This window comes from Bacillus sp. GW823-FHT06A10, from assembly GCF_058795375.1.
The window spans coordinates 1,370,360-1,392,552 of sequence record NZ_JBXAHT010000001.1; the positions used below are offsets into that span (position 1 = coordinate 1,370,360).

The following is a 22,193-nucleotide window of genomic DNA, read 5'->3' on the forward strand; positions in this document are numbered from 1 at the left end:
TAAAGGAGTGGGGAAGAATGAAAGCTACTCATAAAGATTGGATCTTGTTTAATGGGAGAATGATTAATACGAAGGAAGAACAGCCGATGGTCGCATTAGAAGAGCGCGGTTTCCAATTTGGTGATGGTATTTATGAAGTATTTAGACTATACGATGGCAAGCCTCATTTATTAGATTTACATTTAGAACGATTCTTTAACTCTATGGCAGAAATAAAACTAATTCCACCATTTACGAAGGAAGAATTAGTAGAAGAGTTATATCAAATGATTGAAAAAAATCAATTTCAAGAAGATGGGAATGTATATTTACAAATATCAAGAGGTGCACAACCGCGCAATCATGTATATGAATCAGATTTACAACCGACATATTTTGCAAATCTTGTTTCGTTCCCAAGACCAGTTGCTTCAATGGAGGCAGGGATTAAGGTAACAGTAGAAGAGGACATCAGGTGGAAGTTTTGCCATATAAAATCTTTAAATTTACTTCCTAATATTATGATCAAAAACAAAATAAATGAACAAGGATATCAAGAAGCAATATTAGTACGGGATGGCATTGTGACTGAAGGGTGTCATTCCAATTTCTTTATTGTGAAAAATAATAAGTTAATTACACATCCAGCGGATCATTTCATTTTACATGGTATTACACGTCACTACGTGATTACATTAGCGAAAGAGTTACATATCGAAGTAGAAGAACGAGAGTTTTCGTTACAAGAAGTATATGAAGCTGATGAGTGCTTCTTTACAGCGACGCCACTTGAAATATTCCCAGTCATTCAGATTGGTGATGAACAGTTTGGAGCTGGTGAAAGAGGACCAATTACGAAAAAATTACAAGCTGCATATGAAGAGAGTATTCGTTTGTTTAAAGTGACAAATTAATCATGAAGAAAAAAGCTGGTATTCTTCCGGCTTTTTTTCATGATATAATTCAAGCATAGGACAAGTTTTGAAAACGCTGTAAAAAGGGGATTTAATATATGAATTATGAAGATTTTAAAGAAGTAATTCACGGAAGACGAAGTGTTAGAAAGTTTAAAGATCAAGAAGTATCTACTAATGATATAAAAGAAATAATTGATTGTGCGCGTTACGCACCGAGTGATACGAATTCACAAACGTGGGAATTCTTAGTTATCATGAATCGAGAGAAGATTAAAGAAATTGAACAAATGACATGGGATGCATTACATAAACTTGCGGCAAAAGCAGCAGAAAATGGAGAAGAGAAAGCAGGGAAATTACTTACACGTTCTTTCGGACCATATGCAACAGCTTTCTCGGAGGCACCAGTATTAATCGTATGTTTGGCAACACCATATGAATCAAAGTTCCGTGAAAAGATATTTGATCCAATTGCTTTTGTTCCAGATTCAGTTTGGGAAGAAGAAGGGATTAAGAGTAGCTGTTTAGCGGCACAAAACTTAATGTTAGCTGCACATGCAAAGGGACTTGGTACTTGTCCAATGACAGGGCCAGTATTGCTAGCTCAAGATGAACTGCGCCAATATTTACAAATTGAGCCTGAAAAACAAATAAATATGGTTATTTCACTAGGATTTCCGAAAGATAAGCCAAAAAAACTTCCAAGAAAAGAAGTAGAAGAAATCACAACATTTGTTTTTTAAAGTGCTACATAGAAAAGACATTGGACATATCAATGTCTTTTTATTTTTGAGGGGGTATTATATCGATTTGTTGGGCTAAAATGATAAATAAGAAGGAATTACTATTTATTTCATAAAAAAAATTAATGTTCTATTAAGGAAAGTATGATACATTAATCGTGAGCAAGCTTCTATATGTTCATAAAAGTTTTAAAAGTTGTCTTAAAATTTAAAAGTTATTTTTGTATAATAAATTATAATCAAATGACAGGGGGGATGAATTTTGAAAAAATTCATAATCACTGGATTGTCTGTATTGTTATTAGTAGGTTGCGGTGCTCCACAGGAAAAAGAGGACGCGCAATCAAAACAGGAAGAACAAGTTGTAAACGCAAGTGATGAGAATATGGTTGTATTTCCTGAAGGTGCAATGTCAATTGGAGAAGGGAAAGTAAAAGTTATTACTCCAGATGGTACTTCTGAAAATGGCAATATACCGACTGTATTCATTAAAAAGGATACTTTAATTCAGCAAGTTGAATTAGAACTTTCTAATTTTCAAAGTGATAAAGAAACCTTCATATTTGTAGATCAAATGTATACAGATAGACATCAAGTAACTAGTACAACGCAGACAACAGTACAATTAAAAGAAAAGACGCTTGAAACAGGTAGTCATACGATTACTGCAGTTCAGTATGAAAACAATGACCCGAAAGGAAAGGTTATTAGTTTTAATCAAGCAACATTTGAGACAAAGCCTGCGTCTTAATAAGAATAAAAAGTACATTACTTAAAAAAGTAGTGTGCTTTTTTATTTGGACTAGAGTGTGCAAGAGTGAATAACTTGTTTCGTTTTCTAATACGATTAAATAGGAAGAAATCACTTGCTACTACTATGACAGAGAAAGAGGTTGAAGATGTGAATCGGTGTATTCGTATCGTCTTGATTAGTATAATGATGGCAGTAATTTGGTTTACGATACAAGAGGTGATTCAAATTACGTTTAATTACCAAATTCATGACTTAGTAATAGGAGCTAGTTGTTTTACCATTGTGTATCTATTATATCCCGCATTAATGGGCAGTAAGACCTCGCCTTAAAAATCGGTATATGTGAGGAGATTAGGTGGGAGATCAACTGTCCGATTGGTTTAACTAATAATCATTGGAGATGAACAAACTCTCCAATGATTAAAGTTTCACTTTATGATAAACTCGAATTAAGGTAAGTTTTACAAGAAAAATGTAGGTATTTCATTTGAAATGTCGAATAGTACATACGATGTCGTAATAACAAATTTTCTATTGTTTACTGTGAAACAGAAGAAGGAGAGATAGTAGTTATGAAACGAGCTCTTATTAATATTGATTATACATATGATTTTGTAGCGGAAAAAGGTGCTTTAACTTGCGGAAAACCAGGTCAAGAAATTGAGAAGGAAATTGTACATATAACGACGCAATATATTGAAAATGGAGATTACGTTGTCTTTGCGATTGATAAACATGAAAAAAATGATGTATATCATCCAGAATCAAAATTATTCCCACCCCATAATATAGCTGGTACAAGTGGAAGAGATTTGTTTGGGGAATTACAAGATGTATACGAAACATATAAAAATGCTGAAAATGTATATTACATGGATAAAACACGATATAGTGCATTTGCAGGAACCGACTTAGAAATGAAGTTAAGAGAAAGAGGAATAGAAGAAGTTCATCTTGTAGGTGTTTGTACTGATATTTGTGTTCTTCACACAGCAGTAGACGCTTATAATAAAGGATTTAAAATTGTTGTTTATGAAAAGGCAGTTGCATCTTTTAATGCGCAAGGGCATGAATTTGCACTTGGACATTTTAAATCTTGTTTACATGCAGAAGTGAAATGAAAAAGAGGCCTTTAAAAAGGTCTCTTTTTTGCGTTTAAACTGAGACGACATTTTGTTCAATTAATTTTTTTATGAATGGGCTAATATTTTGTGGTAGCTCATTTAAATTAAAAAATTGTACATGTAATGATTCGACTCCATCAGCTTTTAGCAAGCCACCTGTAATATCTTTGCAAAGGTAAGCGATTGTTATAAGGTAAAATTCATCTCCGTTCGTTAATTTCACAAAAAATTATTTACCTGAAAATACAGTTGCTAGCTGAAGTGTACCAATTTCGATTCCGGTTTCTTCAAGTACTTCTCGTTTTCCAGCTGCTTCTATAGATTCACCAAGTTCTACAAAACCTCCTGGAACGCCCCACATGCCATTTCGCCTTTGTTGTAGTAGTATTTGTCCTTGTTCATTGAAAACAGCTACCGCAACGCCTGCTAAATTAAGCGGTCTTGATCCAACAACGTCTCTTAGTTCTTCAATATATCCCATTGCTTGCAACCTCCGTGAGTAATAATATTTTCAAATGAACTATTCGATATTATGTAAATGTTTTCCTTTTATTTGGATGGGTAGTGTAGTCTTAAAGTAAAGTCATAAAAAAATTCAATTGTCAGCTCCCTTTAGGTTATGAAAAAGGGTATATTTATAGAAGAATGTCTAATGAATTTTAAAAATATAGCAGCTTTGTATAGAACTTTTATTAGTTAAGGAAGTGGATGAATGAGCTTATTAACGTATACTGAAGAATTTTTTAATTATGTAAGGGAGTTTTTACTTTTAAGATTTTTACTATTTGCTTTAGTTTTAATCATTATTTCATTTGTAATAAATCGTATTATTGATTGGTTTTTTAGGAAATCAAGCTTTTTTGATGAAGAGGTAGAGCAGACGATTCAAAGTGTAATTCGATCTATTTTTAGATATATCATTATCATCAGTCTTATCATATATTTAATTAGCCAATTTGTAGATATAAAAAGTATTATTGCAGGTGCAGGGATAGCTGGAGTTGTCATCGGTTTTGCAGCACAACAGATGCTAAAAGATGTTATATTAGGCTTTGCAAGATTAGCGGACAAAGAGTTCCGAGTTGGTGATTTTGTAACTTTTAACGGAACAAATTCAGGAACTATTGAAGAGATTAGTATTCGTTTTATGCAAATACGTGAATGGTCAGGAAAACTACTTACCATCCCGCACGGAGAGATTAGAACGGTACAAAATTTTAATAAAGGATGGATGCGTGTAATTGAACGCATCACGGTAAGTTATCAGGAAGATCCAACAAGAGTGAAGGAATTGTTAGAAGAAGTATGTGTTATATGCAATGAAAAATTGAATCAAACTCTTTATAGAGTAGAGGATGACGCTGTTGAACCATTTAAATACGTCGGTGTTACAGACTTAAATCCTAACTTGAAATATGTTGGCTATGAATTTTGTATTACAGGTTTAATAAAGCCAGAAGATTATTTTGAAACTTCTAGACAAGTAAGATTTGAATTAATGTCTATGTTTCATAAGAATCAAGTGCAAATGCCAGCAGCGAATATGGTTGTTACTACTGAAGGTTTACAGCATATCCATGGTGGACAATCTTTATCGGAAAGCTAAAGTAGAATCGTTTGTTAACAAAAATTCTGATTCCAACATTGGATAGAATAACAATAATAAAATGATTGATATAAAGAAAGGGCTGAAGGGATTCGGTTCTTTTTTTATTTATAGAATTTAGAAATTTCTTAATGTTATAATTGTAGTTGGTGATGAGAATGAACTTTGAAGAAAAAGAGATGCATCGTTTAGAAGCATTAAAAGAAATTGCTGAATTATTAAATGAAGCAACAAACTTACAGGATATGTTAGAAAAAGTGTTGCATACATTGTTACAAGTAATGAATTTACAAACAGGGTGGATATTCTTTATTGATGAAAGTGGAAAGCATAGCATGCTTGTAGACGAAAATTTACCAGAGGCTCTTACGTGGCAAGAGAAGAAGCCGATGTGTGAAGGAAACTGTTGGTGTGTAGAACGTTTTGTGAATGGGAGATTAGAAAAAGCGACTAATATTATTGAATGTAAGCGAATAGAAGATGCAATTGAATGTAATTGGGGAGAGACAGAAGATGTTACACATCATGCGACAATTCCGCTTAGGTCTGGATCAGAAAAATTTGGTCTACTAAATGTGGCTGCGCCTCATAAGACTCATTTTTCAGAGGAAGAGTTAGCATTATTAGAATCAATTGCATTTCAAATTGGAACAACAATACAACGTATTCAGTTAGTTGAGAAAGAACGTAAATATGTAGTGGTAGCGGAAAGAAATCGACTTGCACGTGATTTACATGATTCAGTAAAACAATTGTTATTTTCTATTATGCTAACAGCGAAAGGTACTTTGAATATGACGCAAGATAGAGAATTGCAAGAGATGTTAAGTTATATTGGAGAATTATCACAAGAAGCATTACAAGAGATGACTCTATTAATTTGGCAATTAAGACCTGAAGGATTAGAGAAAGGGTTAGCAGAAGCAATTCAAAATTACGGGAAGTTATTAGGAGTTCAAGTGGAAGTTCGAATTGATGGGATGGTTTCAATTGGGGATGAAATAGAAGAAGTTTTATGGCGTATTAGCCAAGAGGCGCTACATAATTGTAAAAAGCATGCTTCGTGTGAAAAGGTACATGTTCTTTTGAAAATAGAAAATAACCAGTTACATTTTTACATAGAAGATAATGGAATAGGATTTATACAAGAGCAAGTAAGGGAGTCAGCACTTGGCCTGAAAAGTATGAAGGAACGTATTCAGTTAATGAAGGGGTCGTTTCAAATTATAACAGAGCTGAGAAAGGGTACAAAAATAGAAATTCAATTGCCGATTTGAAGGGGAGAATAAGATTGAAGATTAAATTGCTACTAGTTGAGGATCATCATATCGTTCGAAGAGGACTTGTATTCTTTTTGAAAACGAGAGAAGAATTTGAAATTATTGGGGAAGCGGAAAATGGCGAAGAGGCATTACATTTCGTGCAAAAAGAAAGACCGGATGTCGTACTAATGGATGTATCGATGCCGAAAATGGATGGAATTGAGGCAACAAAACGTCTAAAGCAATACGATGAGACGATAAAGGTACTTATATTAAGTAGTTTTTCAGAGCAAGATTATGTTATACCAGCACTTGAAGCTGGAGCAGATGGTTATCAATTAAAAGAAGTACAACCTGAGCAACTTGTCGCTTCTATTATTGCAGTACATCAAGGAAATGCGAATTTTCACCCGAAAGTAACACCTGCATTAATGGGGCGTACCGCAGTAAAGAAGGAAATAGAAAATCCTTTTTCAATGTTAACGAAAAGAGAGCAAGAGGTACTTCGCGAAATTGCGAAAGGAAGAAGCAACAAGGAGATTGCAGCAGAACTTCATATTACAGAACAAACTGTGAAAACACACGTTTCAAACGTTTTAGCTAAATTGGAAGTGGATGATCGTACGCAAGCCGCATTATACGCAGTGAAACATGGGGAGGATTATTCATAAGTATGAATAATTCTGTTATATCGTATGACAGAATACATAGGAGCAATTAAAATTTATAGTAATCCCTAATATAGGTTTTTCTTCTTTCAATAATTAGGTACAATAAAGTTAAACTAATCGGTTTTTACAGGATAAAGCTACGATAGAAGAGGAGGATATGCTATGCCTGGTACAAGGAGTGGGATTGGAAAGATTCAGGCTTCGTTAAATGGTTTATCACCGAAATTGCGAAGTATTGCCGAACATATTTTGAAACATCCACAAGATGTTGTACATAAATCTATTACAGAATTAGCTGAAGTTACGAGTAGTTCCGAAGCGACGATATTCCGCTTATGTAAACACCTTGGTTTGCAAGGTTTTCAAGATTTAAAGATTACATTAGCTCGTGAAATTGTACATACACCGATGCAAAATATTCATGAAGAGGTATCAGCAGAAGATAGTATGGTAACTGTTGCTAAAAAAGTTTTTCATTCGCATATTACAGGACTGCAAGATACTTTACATTTGCTAAATGAAACAGCACTTGAGCAGGCTGTACGAGCTTTGCAAGAAGCAAGGCGAATTGAGTTTTATGGAAATGGTGGCTCTGGTATTATTGCGATGGATGCGTATCATAAGTTTATGAGAACGGGTATTTCTTGTATCGCTCATACTGATTCGCATTTTCAAATTATGGGAGCAGGTTTACTCTCGGAAAATTCAGTTGTTATTGGCATTTCTCATTCTGGTAGCAATAAAGGGTTACTTGAAGCGTTAGAAGTAGCGAAAGCAAGAGGGGCCAAAATTATTGCGATTACGAGCTATAAGAAATCAGCATTAAGTCAGCTTGCTGATATAACGTTATATACATCAACACGTGAGACTGAATTCCGTACAGAAGCAAGTTCATCACGATTAGCACAGTTAAGCTTATTAGATACTTTGTATGTAGGGTTGTCGTTGCAGCGACAAGAAGAAACACTAAAAAATTTACAAAGTATACGTGAAACGATTTCGATGAAGCGAATATAAAAAAGCTCTTCAAATGAAGAGCTTTCAGATTGTAGACAAACTATTTTTGGAGAGTTCAAATGCTAAAAATAGTTTGTCTCGTATTTTATGGATAATTTATCTAATTGTATTTATATGTAGTGCTTTCTATATATAATTTACTATAAGTGAGGAAGGTGTCTTATGAAAATATCCGTTTATGTTGCAAGTGCATTTAGCAAGGATCATAAAGGCGGAAATAAAGCAGGAGTGGTATTTATTGAGAATACAAATACATTGACCACTACTCAAAAAATGACAATAGCGAAACAACTGGGTTATGCGGAAACCGCATTTATATCAGAATCTGAAATTGCTGATTATAAATTTGAGTATTTTACTCCAAAAGAAGAAGTTGATTTATGTGGTCATGCCACAATTGGCTCTTTCGCGATACTGATGCATTTAAATAAAATTTTCAAGAATCGCTATACGATTGAAACGAACAGCGGTGTTCTTACTATTACCATAACAGATGACATCATATTCATGGAACAAAATAAACCGATATTCTATGATTTTGTATCTCCAAATGAGTTCACCGACTGTTTTGACATTAAAGATATAGACAATAAATACCCAATCCAAATTGTCTCCACGGGCTTAAAAGATATTTTAATTCCTATAAAAAGCGAAACACAATTACATGCACTGCAACCTAATTTTGAAAAAATTAAAGAAATCAGCAAGTATTATAATGTTGTTGGGATGCATCTATATACTTTTAATGACAATCGAATTATATGCAGAAATTTTGCTCCACTATACGACATTAATGAAGAAGCAGCGACTGGAACTTCAAACGGTGCATTAGCTTGCTACCTTTATGAACAGCACTATTTGCAAAAAGAAGTCTATGTATTTGAACAAGGTTATTCTTTACACTCGCCTTCCGAAATATTAGTTAAATTAGCAACCAATAGCAAAAATAAAATAGAAAAAGTTTATGTTGGCGGTAAAGGCTATTACTGTGAAACTAAGTGTTTAAATATAGAAAATATTGAGTGAAGAGCTTTTTTATCGATGAGAAGTTTGTTACTTTATTTTCTTTTAGAAATGTATGACTTACTTATAGTCAGTGATAAACTCTCATTTTTAAAAATTTAAAATAAAGACAGGTTTGTGTAATAATTCAAATATTGTTCATAATTTCACAAATTGTTTATGAAGTGTCATGTTATGATGAAGATGTAAAGATGATTGAACACTTAAATTTGGTACAATAACTAGCCAAAGTAGTGAGGAAAGTAGTTGTGAGATAAACTCATTAAAACGCTAAAACACTAAAGGGGAGATCACATATGAAAGCAGTAGTGGTTAATAAAAACAGCAAAGCAAACATCGAAGTGATTGAAAAAGAATTACGTCCGTTACGCTCAGGCGAAGCGTTAGTAGATGTAGAGTATTGTGGAGTTTGCCACACTGATTTACACGTTGCGAATCATGATTTTGGTAACACTGATGGCCGTATTCTTGGTCATGAGGGTGTAGGTATTGTTACGAAAATAGCTGATGATGTTAATTCGCTAAAGATAGGTGACCGTGTAAGTATTGCATGGATGTTCCAATCTTGTGGACGTTGTGAATATTGCGTAACTGGTAGAGAAACATTTTGCCGTGAAGTTAAAAACGCAGGTTATTCAGTAGATGGTGGTATGGCTGAACAATGTATCGTTACAGCTGATTATGCGGTAAAAGTACCAGAAGGATTAGATCCTGCTCAAGCATCATCAATTACATGTGCTGGTGTAACTACATATAAAGCTATTAAAGTATCAGATATTAAACCTGGTCAACCTATTGTAATCTATGGCTGCGGTGGATTAGGTAACTTAGCTATCCAATATGCTAAAAATGTATTTGGTGCAAAGGTAATCGCAGTAGACATTAATGACGACAAATTAGCCTTAGCGAAAGAAGTTGGTGCTGATATGACTATCAATCCAATTTCTCAAGGTCCTGCTGATAAAATTGTTCAAGAGGAGCTTGGTGGCGCTTATGCTGCGGTAGTAACAGCAGTCTCTAAAGTAGCCTTTAACTCAGCAGTTGATGCAGTACGTGCTTGCGGTAAAGTAGTTGCAGTAGGGCTACCAGTAGAAACAATGGACTTAAACATCCCGCGACTTGTACTGGATGGAATTGAAGTAGTTGGTTCTCTAGTGGGTACTCGTAAAGATTTGGAAGAGGCGTTTATGTTTGGGGCAGAAGGAAAAGTAGTGCCGGTTGTTCAAACTTGTTCGCTAGATAAAGTACAAAATGTATTCGAAGAAATGGAACAAGGTAGAATTCAAGGGCGTATGGTAATTGATTTTAAAAAACATAATTGTGATTGCAAATAATTCACTTTAAATATAAAAAGCATGAGTCTAGCAAAGGACATGTAAAAAAGTTAAACAGCATAAGAAGATGATCCCTGTATTTAATAGGGATCATCTTCTTTATTTTCTACTAATATCGATGCCAATTAATACTTGATTAATGAGAAATGATTAAAGGTTTACTTTATTTGCAAACGAAAAGGAATCTTTATGTTTAACAAATTTTTTATGATCTGGAACGTTTTGAATTGCTACAATTTGCGAATCTCTTGCTTTCAGTGCATCTTGAATCCCGATGGTCATAAGCTTAATAAATAGAATCGTAATAAAGAATGAAGCGAGAGTATAAAAAATAATCCACCATGAAAGATTCATTTCATTACGATTTAATCCAATAAGACCTGCCCAATCATTAGATAGAGAAACAGGTTTGAGCACTCCGTCATAGAGTTCACGCATTTGTATGCCGCCAATTACAATGTTAAGCAACGCTAAATGGATAACGAGTATGAGTGTTTGGACGATATGTTCCATAAATAATACAAATAAGCGGTCAAGTAATAAGACTCGTAAGTGTTTTTTAATAATATGAAAACGACTAGCCCCCAGTAATTGTGAACTTAAGATGTAATCTTGTTTCATAAATTCATCAACCTCTGAGGATATGTATAAAGAAAGTGTAGGCAGAGCGACGAAAATAAGTACGAGTACTTGATAAAACGTAAATGAAATATTTGGATCTACCCCATCAGCATTTGATGTGATTATAATATTAACGGGCGTGATGAGTATGAATGCGATAAATAGAGTTGGAATATAATAAAAAACTTCTGAGCATGACTGGAAAAATCTCTTGAGTTTTGGAGCATATAAACTTAAGAGGATTCCTATACATGTTCCGCATAAAATTCGAAAGAAGCTAATTGCTACGGCTAATAAAATAGTGAATTTTGCTCCTTCTACAATTTGTAAGAAAACAGACTCTCCAAAACGATCAGATCCAAAAGGTGGAATTAACGATGGCGGAAAGGGGGCCTTTCCAAGTAATTCGTTATTGTCATTGTAAAGTAACTGAGGAGGTTTTGGGATGTTATCTTTAAAGAACCAACTATAAATAAAACTAGCTGAAATAAGTATGAATAGATAAGTAAAGCCGATTAAAAAGCGTTTTGATTTCCAAATAGATTTCATAATGATACTCCTTTCAATTGCTTTTTCCATCTATTCATCATGAATGAGACTATTTGGAAAATGGCATAAAACGGTAAAATAATCATAACAAGTATGATAAATGCAGCGGGAGGTGAAACAAACGCCTTATTAAATAGAAATTGAATAATGCCTTCCATATTAAAAACAAATTCTAAAATGAATAAATTAGAAAGTAAGAAAACAAAAATCGTTTTTAAATGGTGAAAGAAGTGGATAGATATATTTTTGAATAAATGAATGCAGAGTATATAACTTGATGAAAGACCTTTTCCATATGCAACCTCTACGTAATGTTTTCCTTCTTCTTCTTTTATGTATAACACCATCATCCGAAACATTTGTAATGTAGGTAAGACAGCTAATGATAAAATAGGGAGTAAATAAGCTCGATTTTCATTAAAAGAAATAATAGTGACAGGAGATTCCCCGAATTTTTGAAGTACCCATATGAAGAATATTTGCAAACAAATCATCATCATCATATCAGGGACAGCTTCTAATATGAACACAATTCGGTTTATCCATTTTTTTATATAATCTTTCGCTAAAAAATAAAAAAATGCCATGCTAGATGATAGAAAGAGAGCAAGAAAAAAGGCTGAAAATAATATAGTAAATGAATATAGGTAAGGTTCTAAAACAGTTGGAAATAATGGTGTTTTTTTGAAATGGCCAAACTTCGGGTCTGATCCTATAATCACTAATGATTCAGGGGAGAAGACCTGTTTTAACATGGTAACGATCTGATTAAAAAAATAAATTGGTTGAAAGGTAAACCCTTGTTGAGTGATAAATAAATAAGGTAAATTTAATAATAGTAAGAGTGATAAAAGAATTGATGAAAGCTTAATTGTGAATTGAGATATTTTATTTAACATTAAATCCCTCCGACATCTTTTTACAACATTATACAATAAATTCTATATTATTGTTTTATTTTTCTGAAAAATAAAAATACTATTAAATTTTATAGTATGTAAGATATATTTACAAGATAAAAAAGTGATAGCAGGGGGGCCGCGCTCTATGTTTATCAAGATAAAAGGACTAGTGAATCTAAAACAATAAACAAGAGCAAAATGCACAGAATTCTCATTCTGCGGGTAGTTACTTTTCTTGGCTTGATGGTTATGTAACGTGATCCCTAAAAATGAATATTGCTTTTCAACGCTTTTTCATGCAAATGAGTAGAACGTATGGAGGACTATGTATGTGTTGTTAATGAGAGGAAAGAGTGTATTGCGTAAAGAAGATAACGTAATTTTACCGCACGGAAAAGCTAAATTTAGTATATAAGTGAAATGGAATGAGGGGATTTACTTTTTGTTGTGAAAAAAATTTTCTTTTTATAACTTGATAAATGAAAAAATATTTTATATACTAATTCATGTAAACGGTTTACTAAATCGTATTTTGCTAGAAATGAAGGGAAGATTCGCATGGAAACAAGGGGGAGAGTAATCGGGATTGATATCGGTACCACAAGTACAAAAACGGTTGTGTTCACAGAAAAAGGAAAAGTCATTGCATCACATGCAATCGATTACCCAATTATTCAACCGAATGTAGGATGGGCTGAGCAAGATCCTGATGTAATATGTGCCGCTGTATACAAAAGTGTAAGCGTTGCCATTGAAAAAGGTAATGTATTACCAGAAGATATTTCTTCAATCGGTATTAGTACAGCTATGCACGCATTAATTGCAGTAGATGAAAATGGTGCGCCATTAACGCGTTCTATCATTTGGGCAGATAATCGAAGTACGAAGCAATCAGAAAAATTATTACAACAAATGAATGGGCATGAAATTTATAGACGTACAGGTACACCGATTCATCCGATGTCACCACTTTCTAAATTGTTATGGATGAAAGAAGAGGAACCAGAGTTATATACAAGTGCCTATAAATTCATTTCCATTAAAGAGTATGTGATTTACCAATTATTTTCACGCTACGTAGTTGATTATTCGATTGCTTCTGCTACAGGGTTATTTAAATTAGAAACATTAAACTGGGATGAAGATGTTTTGACTATGTTACATATGTCACCAGAACAATTATCAACCCCTGTACCCACTACATATATTTTATCAGGTATGAAGCCAGAATTAGCACAGAAGATGGGGATAAGTGCAGAAACACCAATTGTCATCGGAGCAAGTGATGGGGTTCTTGCAAATGTAGGAGTTGGTGCGATATCACCGGGTGCGGCTGCAATTACGATTGGAACGAGTGGTGCGGTTCGAACAATCTCATCAAATATAAATACAGATGAGAAAGGGAGAACGTTTTGTTACGCATTAACAGATGAGCACTGGGTAATCGGTGGTCCAACGAATAACGGCGGAATATTACTGAGATGGTTACGTGATGAATTTGGTAGTCCAGAGCAAGAAGTAGCAAGAAAGCTCGGCATTGATCCTTATGATTTATTAATTAAATATGCAGAAAGCGTACCAGCTGGAGCGGATGGGCTATTGTTCTTACCTTTCTTATCTGGAGAACGCGCACCTTACTGGAATGCAAACGCTCGTGGTACATTCTTTGGAATCAATCTTCAACATAAACGAGAACATTTTATACGTGCAGTGATGGAAGGTGTTTGTATGAGTGTATATTCAGTAGCACTCGCAATCAGGGATTGTACAGGGCCACTTACTGAAATACGAGTTTCAGGAGGGTTTGCAAAATCTGCATTTTGGAGACAAATGTTGTCCGATATGATGGGAAAAGAATTGCTTGTACCTGAAAGTCATGAAGCATCTGCGCTTGGGGCAGCGGCAGTTGCTTTATATGCTGTAGGAAAAATTGATTCTCTTGAAGAGGTAAAGGATTGGATTGATATTGTCCATCATCATGTACCGAATAAAGAAAATACGGCTATATATTTAGAAATGTTTTATATGTATGAACGACTTTACAATCGCTTGAAAGAAGAATTTGATTGTATAGCTGCTTTCCAACGTAAACAATAGGGGGATTGGGAGAAATGGTAGTTGGGATCGTACTAGCGGCAGTTGTCATACTACTTTTACTTATTACGGTAGTAAAATGGCATCCATTTGTCGCATTAATTTTAACAGCAATTGGTGTAGGTTTAGCAATGGGAATGCCTTTAATTGGAACTTCACCAAAAGATCCAGGGATTATTGATTCTATTAAACTAGGGCTTGGTAATACGTTAGGCTTTTTAGCGATAGTTTTAGCACTAGGAACGATGCTTGGAAAAATGATGGCCGAATCTGGCGGTGCTGAACGTATCGCTAACACATTAATTAATCGTTTTGGGAAGAAACGAGTTCACTGGGCGATGATGTTCGTTGCATTTTTAGTAGGGATTCCGGTATTTTTCCAAGTTGGATTCGTCCTATTAATTCCGTTAGTATTTACAATTGCGTTAGAAACTGGGGTATCACTTATTACAATCGGTATTCCGCTAGTAGCAGGACTGTCAGTCGTACACGGACTTGTCCCACCGCATCCAGCGGCAATGGCGGCAGTGGGTATTTTTAAAGCAGATGTAGGGAAGACAATTTTATATGCGTTAATTGTCGGACTTCCAACTGCAATTATTTCAGGTCCACTTTACGGGAAATGGATTGGTGCTCGTATACATAAGGAAGTACCATTAGATATAGCGGAGCAATTTATTGAAAGAGATAAGAAGAAAGAACTTCCTAGCTTCGGAAATACATTGTTTACTATTTTACTTCCAGTATTTCTTATGCTTGGTGCATCCATTGCTGAAGTAGCGTTACATAAAACGAGTCAACTTGCACAAGTGTTACACTTTATTGGAGATCCAATAGTCGCTTTATTAATTGCAACGATTTATTCTTTCTTTAGCCTTGGTTATGCAAAAGGATTTTCTAAAGATAAAGTATTACAATTTACAAATGATTGCCTTGGGCCAATTGCAAACATACTGTTAGTAATTGGTGCTGGTGGTGCATTTAATAAGGTATTATTAGATTCTGGAATTGGTACTACAATTGCTGAAATGGCGAAAGAATCACATATTTCACCAATATTACTTGGATGGGGAATTGCTGCACTTATCCGAGTTGCGACAGGATCGGCAACTGTTTCTATGATGACAGCAGCTGGTATTGTTGCGCCGATTGCAGCAAGTACACCAGGTGTAAATGTTGAATTATTAGCACTTGCAACAGGTGCAGGGTCATTAATTTTATCACACGTGAATGATTCAGGATTTTGGATGATTAAAGAGTATTTCGGAATGACTGTGAAAGAAACGTTATTAACATGGACTGCAATGGAGACTATATTATCTGTAGTAGCACTTGGGCTAATTTCGATATTAAATATATTTGTATAGAATAGGAGATTGATTAATATGAAACTAGGATTAATTGGATTAGGAAAAATGGGATTCCCATTAGCTGAACACTTACATGAAGACAAGCATGAAGTAGTTGTATACGATGTAAATAAAGAGCTTGTAGAAAAGGCAGGAAAACTAGGAATTACTGCACGTCATACATTAAAAGAAATGATCGCTGAATTAGAAGCTCCTCGTACGATCTGGGTAATGGTGCCTGCAGGAGAAGTTGTAGAGTCAGTATTAAAAGATGTGTATCCGTTATTAGATGAAGGTGATATCGTTATTGAAGGTGGAAATTCATTCTATAAAGATACGTTACGCCGTGCTGAAGAAGCAAAAAGCTTCGGATTACATTATGTAGATATCGGTACATCTGGCGGTGTAGAAGGAGCTAGATACGGTGCTTGTTTAATGGTTGGTGGAGAAAAAGAAATTTACGACCAATTAGAACCTTTATTTAAAGATTTAGCAGTAGAAAATGGCTATTCTTATGCTGGCCGCGTTGGTAGTGGTCATTTCTTAAAAATGGTTCATAACGGTATTGAATACGGCATGATGCAAGCAATTGCTGAAGGATTTGAAGTACTAGATAAGAGTGACTTTGATTTCAATTATGAAGATGTTGCAAAAGTATGGGCGAACGGATCAGTAATCCGCGGTTGGTTAATGGACTTAACTGAAAAAGCATTTGCAGATGATCCTAAACTTGATGGCATTAAAGGTGTAATGAACTCTTCAGGAGAAGGGAAATGGACTGTTGAAACTGCGCTTGAGTTACAAGCAGCGGCACCAGTAATCGCGATGTCATTATTTATGCGCTATCGTTCTCAGGAAGATGATACATTCCATGGAAAAGTAGTTTCAGCACTACGTAATCAGTTCGGTGGACATGAAGTTGTAAAAAAATAAGGATGTTTTTGAAAAGAAACTTGTGCATAAGCGCAAGTTTCTTTTTTATAGTTTAAGAAATTACTAATTTAAAAATACCAATCAATCATCGTTTTTTTGTCACAAATGACAGCTTCAACATTCATTGATTGAACAATATAATCTATATTTTCTTCTTTAGCTAATAATAAGGTTGTAAAGGAATCGTATATACTCATAAACGCATACTCATTGTCTTCTCCAGTAATAATTAACTCATTATTGCTAATGTCCCAAATATCTAATGGAGTAGTATTATTTACCTGTAATAATCCGTTTGTATCAAGAATTGGTTCAGAGAAATATAGATTTTTTGCACCTTTAGAACCGAGGAGTTTAAGTAATTTGTGTAATAAAAATATAGACGTATAATCTTCTGTTGGATAATAAAGATCTTTTTTTAAGTTTGAATGTAGCTTTTCAGCTAAATCCTCTCTTTTATATTCTTCTGAAAAGGCACTAATGGAAGTCAACATGGCCATTGCTAGGTCTGCGTATGAATGTAATCCACTACAAGACATCATTTCCTTCCAAGAAACGGATTTCCCATTGTGAATGATTTCTTCAGCGCTAGGATAGATGTGCTCATATGGTCTTTTTCTCACAGACTTTTCCCATCCTAAAGGCATTTGGACAAATGGACGTAGCAATATAGCTGCAGATTTAAAATTACTTGGTAGTTGTTCTAAAATTGGTGATTTGTCATTTAGCCAAATGTAATCCAACAAAATATAACCTCCTCTTATACTTTGAAATGTACGGATTCCCGTATTATGTTTTTTTGTATTGATTGTATCAAATATAAAGCGAAGCATGAAATATGTCCCAACATAAAAGTAAGAATAAATAAAATGAAGTTTTCATAAATAGTAAAAGGGTGCTTATGTCATCAGTATAGCTAAAAAATGTTGTTACATATGAGAAGAGCGTGTTAATAAAATATGAGGTGGTTAAATGGGAAATGAGCAAGTGAAGTCTGTAAAGGAAGAAAAAAAGTTATGTCTTTGTATGATTGTCAAAAATGAGTCTAGAATTATGGAAAGATGTTTAAATGCAACAAAATCAATTGTAGATTATGTTTCTATTTGTGATACTGGATCGACGGATAATACGCCTGAAATTATAGAAAATTGGTGTAAGGAAAATGAGATACCTGGGACAGTTCATCATGAGCCGTTTAAAAACTTTGGTTATAACAGAAGCTTAGCAGTTTCATTAGCGCAAAAAACATATCCAGAAGCGGATTATTTATTAATATTAGATGCGGATATGATTTTAGAGGTTGATCCGAATTTCGATAAAACGAGCTTAACGGAAGATCATTATCTTACATTGCAATATGATGTTCATATTAAATATTGGCTTACACGTCTATTAAAAGCTTCTTTACCATGGAAATCTGTCGGTGTTACTCATGAGTATTGGGATATAGATCGCTCAAAAGTTGGAGCGAATTACAATACGAGGGTAGATCGGTTAGAGACTCTTGTCGTGAATGATCCCGGAGATGGCGGGAGTAAAGCTGATAAATTTGAAAGAGATGAGAGGTTGTTGTTACAAGGAATAAACGATTCAGAAACAACGCCAGATTTGCATATAAGATATTTATTTTATTTAGCCCAAACTTATTTTCATTTAAGTCAATTTGAAGATTCGATTAAATGGTATAAAAAACGAGTGGAAGCAGGGGGTTGGGTTGAAGAGGTATTCTATTCGTTATTGCGAATAGGGTTTTGTTATGAGCAGTTAGCAAATCGTTCAGCAAATAAACAAAATGAAGTGACAGATGCTGATGAAAAAGAAACTGTTAAAGGGCAAGAAGAGAAATATTTAGCATTAGCTGTTTTTTATTTTCAAAAAGCGTGGGAATATAGACCAACTCGGGCTGAACCATTATACCAACTTGCAAGGTTGTATCGATTACGATCTCAAAACAATATTGCTTTGATGTATGCTCTGCAAGGCAAGGAAATTCCTTTTCCAAAGGATGATCTTTTATTTGTAGATTATCATGTGTATGATTACTTATTTGACTATGAAATTTCTATTAGTGCTTTCTATATACCTCATAAAAAACATTTAGGGGCCGTGTCGCAAAAGTATTTGGAATCGATTAAAGAAGAGATTCCATTTCATATAGCAAATGTAGTAGAGAATAATGCGAAATTTTATTAAATACATTTTCGATTAAAGGAGTAGTGGAGTAATCATGGAATTAATGCGATGGGCGATTGAACTAGGAGAATCGGTGCATGGAAATACGTATGAAGAATTGATGCCACTACTAGACTATTATTATGATCGTGATCATTTAAAAGCGTATTGTATCGCAAATCTTCTTTTAAACATGGATGTATTAGATGAACATCGTGAAAGAATCGAATTAAGAAGATGCATCGCTGCTTATTATGCTGGATTATATAAAGTAGCAAGAAAACATGCAAATGAGTTAGTACTTAAACATCCGGATGTAGATTTATATAAAAATAATTTAAAATTAATGGAAGCTTATTTGAATAAAGAATATGATTATTGTCTTTTTATATGCCCAAAGACATACGGTAGTTTCATAGATGTTGCGCGAGCTTTAAAGTGGCGGTTGGAGCAGGAGGGAAATACAGTAATTATATCAGAAACAATACTGGAAAATGTAAAGAATACAGTTGTTTTTGGAGCACATACATACGCATATAACCCGAATCTTCTTCCGAAAGATGCAATTATTTATAATTTAGAACAGCTATACGAAGGAAGTCCATATGCGCACCCCCTTTATTTAATATTATTAAAAGATAGAGTGATTTGGGATTATAGTAAACAAAATATAGAATGGCTAAAACAAAAAGGGGTAGGAAAAGAAATAAAACATGTAAAAATGAACTATGCTCCAACTTTGGAAATAAAAAAAGGTGCATTTGAAGATGACATTACTGAAGATATTGATATTCTGTTTATAGGTGCTCTTAATCCGAGGCGGCAAGCTATTTTTGATCATCTAAAAGCGATTGCCCCAAATTTAAATATAGTTTTTAAAAATAATGCGTGGGGAATTGTTAGAAATGAATTGATTGCTAGAGCTAAAATTATATTAAATATTCATTTTTACTTATCAGGAATTCTTGAAACACCTCGCGTGTCTTATGCAGTCGCAAATAAGAAATTTATTATTTCCGAAAATAGTAATCCAGAAGATGAGGTAGAGTGGCCGGGAATTGTATTTACTCCGTACGAAAAAATAATTGAAAACGTAATGAAATATATAGAATTACCAGAAGAACGGAAAAAATTAGCGGGAAAAGCATATAATCATTTTGAAGCAAATGAAAGTTTAGGTACATTGAGTCTGAGAGATGAAACGAAGTAATTGTGCGAAACTCATACGAAAGTATGAGTTCTTTTTTGTTTATCATACTATTTTATGAAACAAGTTAACTCTTTATATTGTGTTTTGTATAGAAATTTCTGATAATATATAAGTAGAACTTGAAAACAAAGGGGAGAAATAATCATGAAACTAGTCGTTATTAACGGTACACCAAGAAAATTTGGTAGAACTCGCGTTGTGGCAAAATATATTGCGGATCAATTTGAAGGGGAATTATATGATTTAGCAATTGAGGAGTTACCTTTATACAATGGAGAAGAGTCACAACGTGATTTAGAGGCAGTAAAAAAATTGAAAACGTTAGTGAAAGCTGCGGATGGGGTTGTATTATGTACACCAGAATATCATAATGCGATGAGCGGTGCGCTGAAAAACTCTTTAGATTACTTAAGTAGTAGTGAATTTATTCATAAACCAGTTGCGTTGTTAGCGGTTGCTGGTGGCGGTAAAGGTGGAATAAATGCATTAAACAGCATGCGAACGGTCGCTAGAGGTGTTTATGCAAATGCCATTCCAAAACAAGTTGTGCTTGATGGATTACATGTGCAAGATGGTGAACTTGGGGAAGATGCCAAACCATTAATTCATGATGTAGTTAAAGAATTAAAAGCATATATGAGCGTATATAAAGAGGTGAAAAAGCAACTAGGAGTGGAGTGATATGTCCTCACTTTATCATGATTCTCGATTGTATTACATTCTAGGGGCCAATAGTCTATCTGCTATTGGTTCCGGAATTGTTATGATAACGATTCCGTGGCTGTTAATTAAAGAGAGTGGAGGAGAGACAACGTTTGGTTATGTTTCTATCATTGCAACCCTCATTATGTTTTTATTAACACCATTCATTGGGCAAAGTATTGATCGTTTTTCAAGAAAATCTTTATTGCTATGTAACGAAGGAATCGGAATTGCCGTAATTGGAATAATGGTTATATGGGGATTTGCTGGGCAACCTTATCATTCTATTCACTATATTCTTATTTATATAGCCGGATCATTCTACTATTTATTATTTTATCCTACAATATTTGCGTTCAACCAAGAGATATTTCAAGCGGAACATTATAAAAGTTTAAGTGGAACGATGGAAATACAAGGACAGTTAACACAAGTTATTTCTGGAGCGGCCGCGAGCTTCTTGATTGAAATTGTATCTTTGAAGTGGATTTTGTTAGTAGACATGTTAACTTTTGCTGGAGCATTTTTTCTTTTCTTATGTATACCGTACGTAAAGAAAAAAGAAGTGAAAAGAAAAATAACATTTAAGAAGCAATTGTTTGAAGGAATTCACTTTATGAAAAAACGTCCTAAGCTCTTTTGGTTCTTACTGGCTACTTATATGCCGTTTATAGGTGTCATGATGGCAAATTATTTAATACCCGTGTATATTTCGGATATACTCAAAGCCAATGCCTCTGTATACGCAGTAGAGGGCACGATGTACGGTGTCGGAGCGGTTGTTGCAGGAATTTGTATTCCACTCATAATGAAATATGTCAAAACAGAAGTTTCAATCGTTATGACGATGTTCATTTATGTAATTTCAATTACCGCAATGAGTATTGAACCTTCCGTAATGTTGTTATATGGACTAGCGATTTTTCATGCAATTGGAAATGCGGGGACAAGAGTGGCGAGAAATGTATTGATGATGGAGGAAATTCCAAATGAAGTAATGGGACGTGTAGACAGCTTATTTCGCCTAATTGGTACTGGAATACGAATTTTATTATTAATGTTGTTTACAGCGGGTGTATCTAAAGTGGGAGTCATGCTGCCGTTTTACGTACTAAGCTGCATATTGATCTTCTCATTAGGAATCGCTATTTATTATGTACTATCACAACGTAAAGTAGCGGCGCATGTTTCTAATAAATCAATCGTTTGAAAAAACACTTCTGCCTCCCTT

Annotated in this window: 21 protein-coding genes and 1 pseudogene; 18 read left to right on the plus strand and 4 right to left on the minus strand. The window is 34.3% G+C overall.

The genetic code is table 11. From position 1 onward, the window contains the following. Nucleotides 1-17 precede the first annotated feature (17 nt). The 5 genes from dat (at nt 18) to AC1Q8M_RS07120 (ending at nt 3,514) form a co-directional block, all read left to right on the plus strand. A complete protein-coding gene (dat, locus tag AC1Q8M_RS07100) occupies nt 18-893 on the plus strand; it encodes a D-amino-acid transaminase (RefSeq protein WP_000648384.1) in 876 nt (291 codons plus the stop codon). Nucleotides 894-991: 98 nt separating this feature from the next. After that, entirely contained in the window at nt 992-1,639 is a 648-nt protein-coding gene (locus tag AC1Q8M_RS07105; RefSeq protein ID WP_001105280.1) for a nitroreductase family protein, read from the plus strand. Nucleotides 1,640-1,901: 262 nt separating this feature from the next. Then, on the plus strand, nt 1,902-2,390 hold the full coding sequence (locus AC1Q8M_RS07110) for a putative periplasmic lipoprotein (RefSeq protein WP_000713495.1): 489 nt from the start codon (nt 1,902-1,904) through the stop codon (nt 2,388-2,390). Nucleotides 2,391-2,456: 66 nt separating this feature from the next. After that, the gene (locus tag AC1Q8M_RS07115; RefSeq protein WP_033667345.1) at nt 2,457-2,723 is read left to right on the plus strand and encodes a hypothetical protein; all 267 of its coding nucleotides are present in this window, start codon (nt 2,457-2,459) and stop codon (nt 2,721-2,723) included. Between the two features lie 242 nt (nt 2,724-2,965). Continuing rightward, nucleotides 2,966-3,514: a cysteine hydrolase family protein gene (locus AC1Q8M_RS07120; RefSeq protein ID WP_000816771.1), complete on the plus strand. Its 549-nt coding sequence runs from the start codon at nt 2,966-2,968 to the stop codon at nt 3,512-3,514. Between the two features lie 34 nt (nt 3,515-3,548). Here AC1Q8M_RS07120 and AC1Q8M_RS07125 read toward each other — a convergent pair. Continuing rightward, a pseudogene (locus AC1Q8M_RS07125) lies at nt 3,549-3,998 on the minus strand (NUDIX hydrolase). Between the two features lie 231 nt (nt 3,999-4,229). Here AC1Q8M_RS07125 and AC1Q8M_RS07130 point away from each other — a divergent pair. From AC1Q8M_RS07130 to adhP, 6 genes are all read left to right on the plus strand, one after another. After that, nucleotides 4,230-5,123, plus strand: coding sequence for a mechanosensitive ion channel family protein (locus AC1Q8M_RS07130; protein ID WP_000055443.1), 894 nt, complete (start codon nt 4,230-4,232; stop codon nt 5,121-5,123). A gap of 158 nt (nt 5,124-5,281) precedes the next feature. Continuing rightward, nucleotides 5,282-6,400: a two-component system sensor histidine kinase CasK gene (gene casK, locus AC1Q8M_RS07135; RefSeq protein WP_001008460.1), complete on the plus strand. Its 1,119-nt coding sequence runs from the start codon at nt 5,282-5,284 to the stop codon at nt 6,398-6,400. A gap of 14 nt (nt 6,401-6,414) precedes the next feature. Beyond that, nucleotides 6,415-7,056, plus strand: coding sequence for a two-component system response regulator CasR (casR, locus tag AC1Q8M_RS07140; protein ID WP_000694630.1), 642 nt, complete (start codon nt 6,415-6,417; stop codon nt 7,054-7,056). A 162-nt stretch (nt 7,057-7,218) separates the two neighbouring features. Further along, nucleotides 7,219-8,073, plus strand: coding sequence for a MurR/RpiR family transcriptional regulator (locus tag AC1Q8M_RS07145; protein ID WP_001119651.1), 855 nt, complete (start codon nt 7,219-7,221; stop codon nt 8,071-8,073). Between the two features lie 162 nt (nt 8,074-8,235). Next, entirely contained in the window at nt 8,236-9,099 is an 864-nt protein-coding gene (locus AC1Q8M_RS07150) for a PhzF family phenazine biosynthesis protein (protein ID WP_000704324.1), read from the plus strand. Nucleotides 9,100-9,392: 293 nt separating this feature from the next. Beyond that, the gene (gene adhP, locus AC1Q8M_RS07155; protein ID WP_000649129.1) at nt 9,393-10,430 is read left to right on the plus strand and encodes an alcohol dehydrogenase AdhP; all 1,038 of its coding nucleotides are present in this window, start codon (nt 9,393-9,395) and stop codon (nt 10,428-10,430) included. A gap of 150 nt (nt 10,431-10,580) precedes the next feature. Here adhP and AC1Q8M_RS07160 read toward each other — a convergent pair whose 3' ends face one another. Next, nucleotides 10,581-11,600 carry an ABC transporter permease gene (locus AC1Q8M_RS07160; RefSeq protein WP_000836572.1) on the minus strand — a complete coding sequence of 340 codons (1,020 nt, stop codon included), beginning with the start codon at nt 11,598-11,600 and terminating at the stop codon, nt 10,581-10,583. Continuing rightward, entirely contained in the window at nt 11,597-12,499 is a 903-nt protein-coding gene (locus AC1Q8M_RS07165; RefSeq protein WP_098855548.1) for an ABC transporter permease subunit, read from the minus strand. Before AC1Q8M_RS07165 ends, AC1Q8M_RS07160 begins: the two co-directional genes overlap by 4 nt. A 561-nt stretch (nt 12,500-13,060) precedes the next feature. Here AC1Q8M_RS07165 and gntK point away from each other — a divergent pair. The 3 genes from gntK to gnd are packed head-to-tail and all read left to right on the plus strand — an operon-like array spanning nt 13,061 to nt 16,878. Then, a complete protein-coding gene (gene gntK / locus AC1Q8M_RS07170) occupies nt 13,061-14,599 on the plus strand; it encodes a gluconokinase (protein ID WP_000449995.1) in 1,539 nt (512 codons plus the stop codon). A 14-nt stretch (nt 14,600-14,613) separates the two neighbouring features. After that, nucleotides 14,614-15,963 carry a GntP family permease gene (locus tag AC1Q8M_RS07175; RefSeq protein WP_000260205.1) on the plus strand — a complete coding sequence of 450 codons (1,350 nt, stop codon included), beginning with the start codon at nt 14,614-14,616 and terminating at the stop codon, nt 15,961-15,963. Nucleotides 15,964-15,981: 18 nt separating this feature from the next. Continuing rightward, nucleotides 15,982-16,878, plus strand: a complete 897-nt coding sequence (gnd, locus tag AC1Q8M_RS07180; RefSeq protein ID WP_000765981.1) for a phosphogluconate dehydrogenase (NAD(+)-dependent, decarboxylating) — start codon at nt 15,982-15,984, stop codon at nt 16,876-16,878. 68 nt (nt 16,879-16,946) lie between these two features. Here the strand turns inward: gnd and AC1Q8M_RS07185 are convergent, their stop codons facing one another. Next, nucleotides 16,947-17,711 carry a DUF2711 family protein gene (locus AC1Q8M_RS07185; protein WP_002093982.1) on the minus strand — a complete coding sequence of 255 codons (765 nt, stop codon included), beginning with the start codon at nt 17,709-17,711 and terminating at the stop codon, nt 16,947-16,949. A gap of 139 nt (nt 17,712-17,850) precedes the next feature. Between AC1Q8M_RS07185 and AC1Q8M_RS07190 the strand changes: the two genes are divergently transcribed. The 4 genes from AC1Q8M_RS07190 to AC1Q8M_RS07205 all read left to right on the plus strand — a co-directional run bounded on the left by AC1Q8M_RS07190 (nt 17,851) and on the right by AC1Q8M_RS07205 (nt 22,172). After that, nucleotides 17,851-19,071 carry a tetratricopeptide repeat-containing glycosyltransferase gene (locus AC1Q8M_RS07190; protein WP_000526231.1) on the plus strand — a complete coding sequence of 407 codons (1,221 nt, stop codon included), beginning with the start codon at nt 17,851-17,853 and terminating at the stop codon, nt 19,069-19,071. A 34-nt stretch (nt 19,072-19,105) separates the two neighbouring features. Next, the gene (locus AC1Q8M_RS07195; RefSeq protein ID WP_098361421.1) at nt 19,106-20,260 is read left to right on the plus strand and encodes a CgeB family protein; all 1,155 of its coding nucleotides are present in this window, start codon (nt 19,106-19,108) and stop codon (nt 20,258-20,260) included. A gap of 144 nt (nt 20,261-20,404) precedes the next feature. After that, nucleotides 20,405-20,941 (plus strand): NADPH-dependent FMN reductase, encoded by a 537-nt coding sequence (locus AC1Q8M_RS07200; RefSeq protein ID WP_000780355.1) that lies wholly within the window; start codon nt 20,405-20,407, stop codon nt 20,939-20,941. Nucleotide 20,942: 1 nt separating this feature from the next. Further along, nucleotides 20,943-22,172, plus strand: a complete 1,230-nt coding sequence (locus AC1Q8M_RS07205) for an MFS transporter (protein WP_000097170.1) — start codon at nt 20,943-20,945, stop codon at nt 22,170-22,172. The last annotated feature ends 21 nt before the right edge of the window (nt 22,173-22,193 follow it).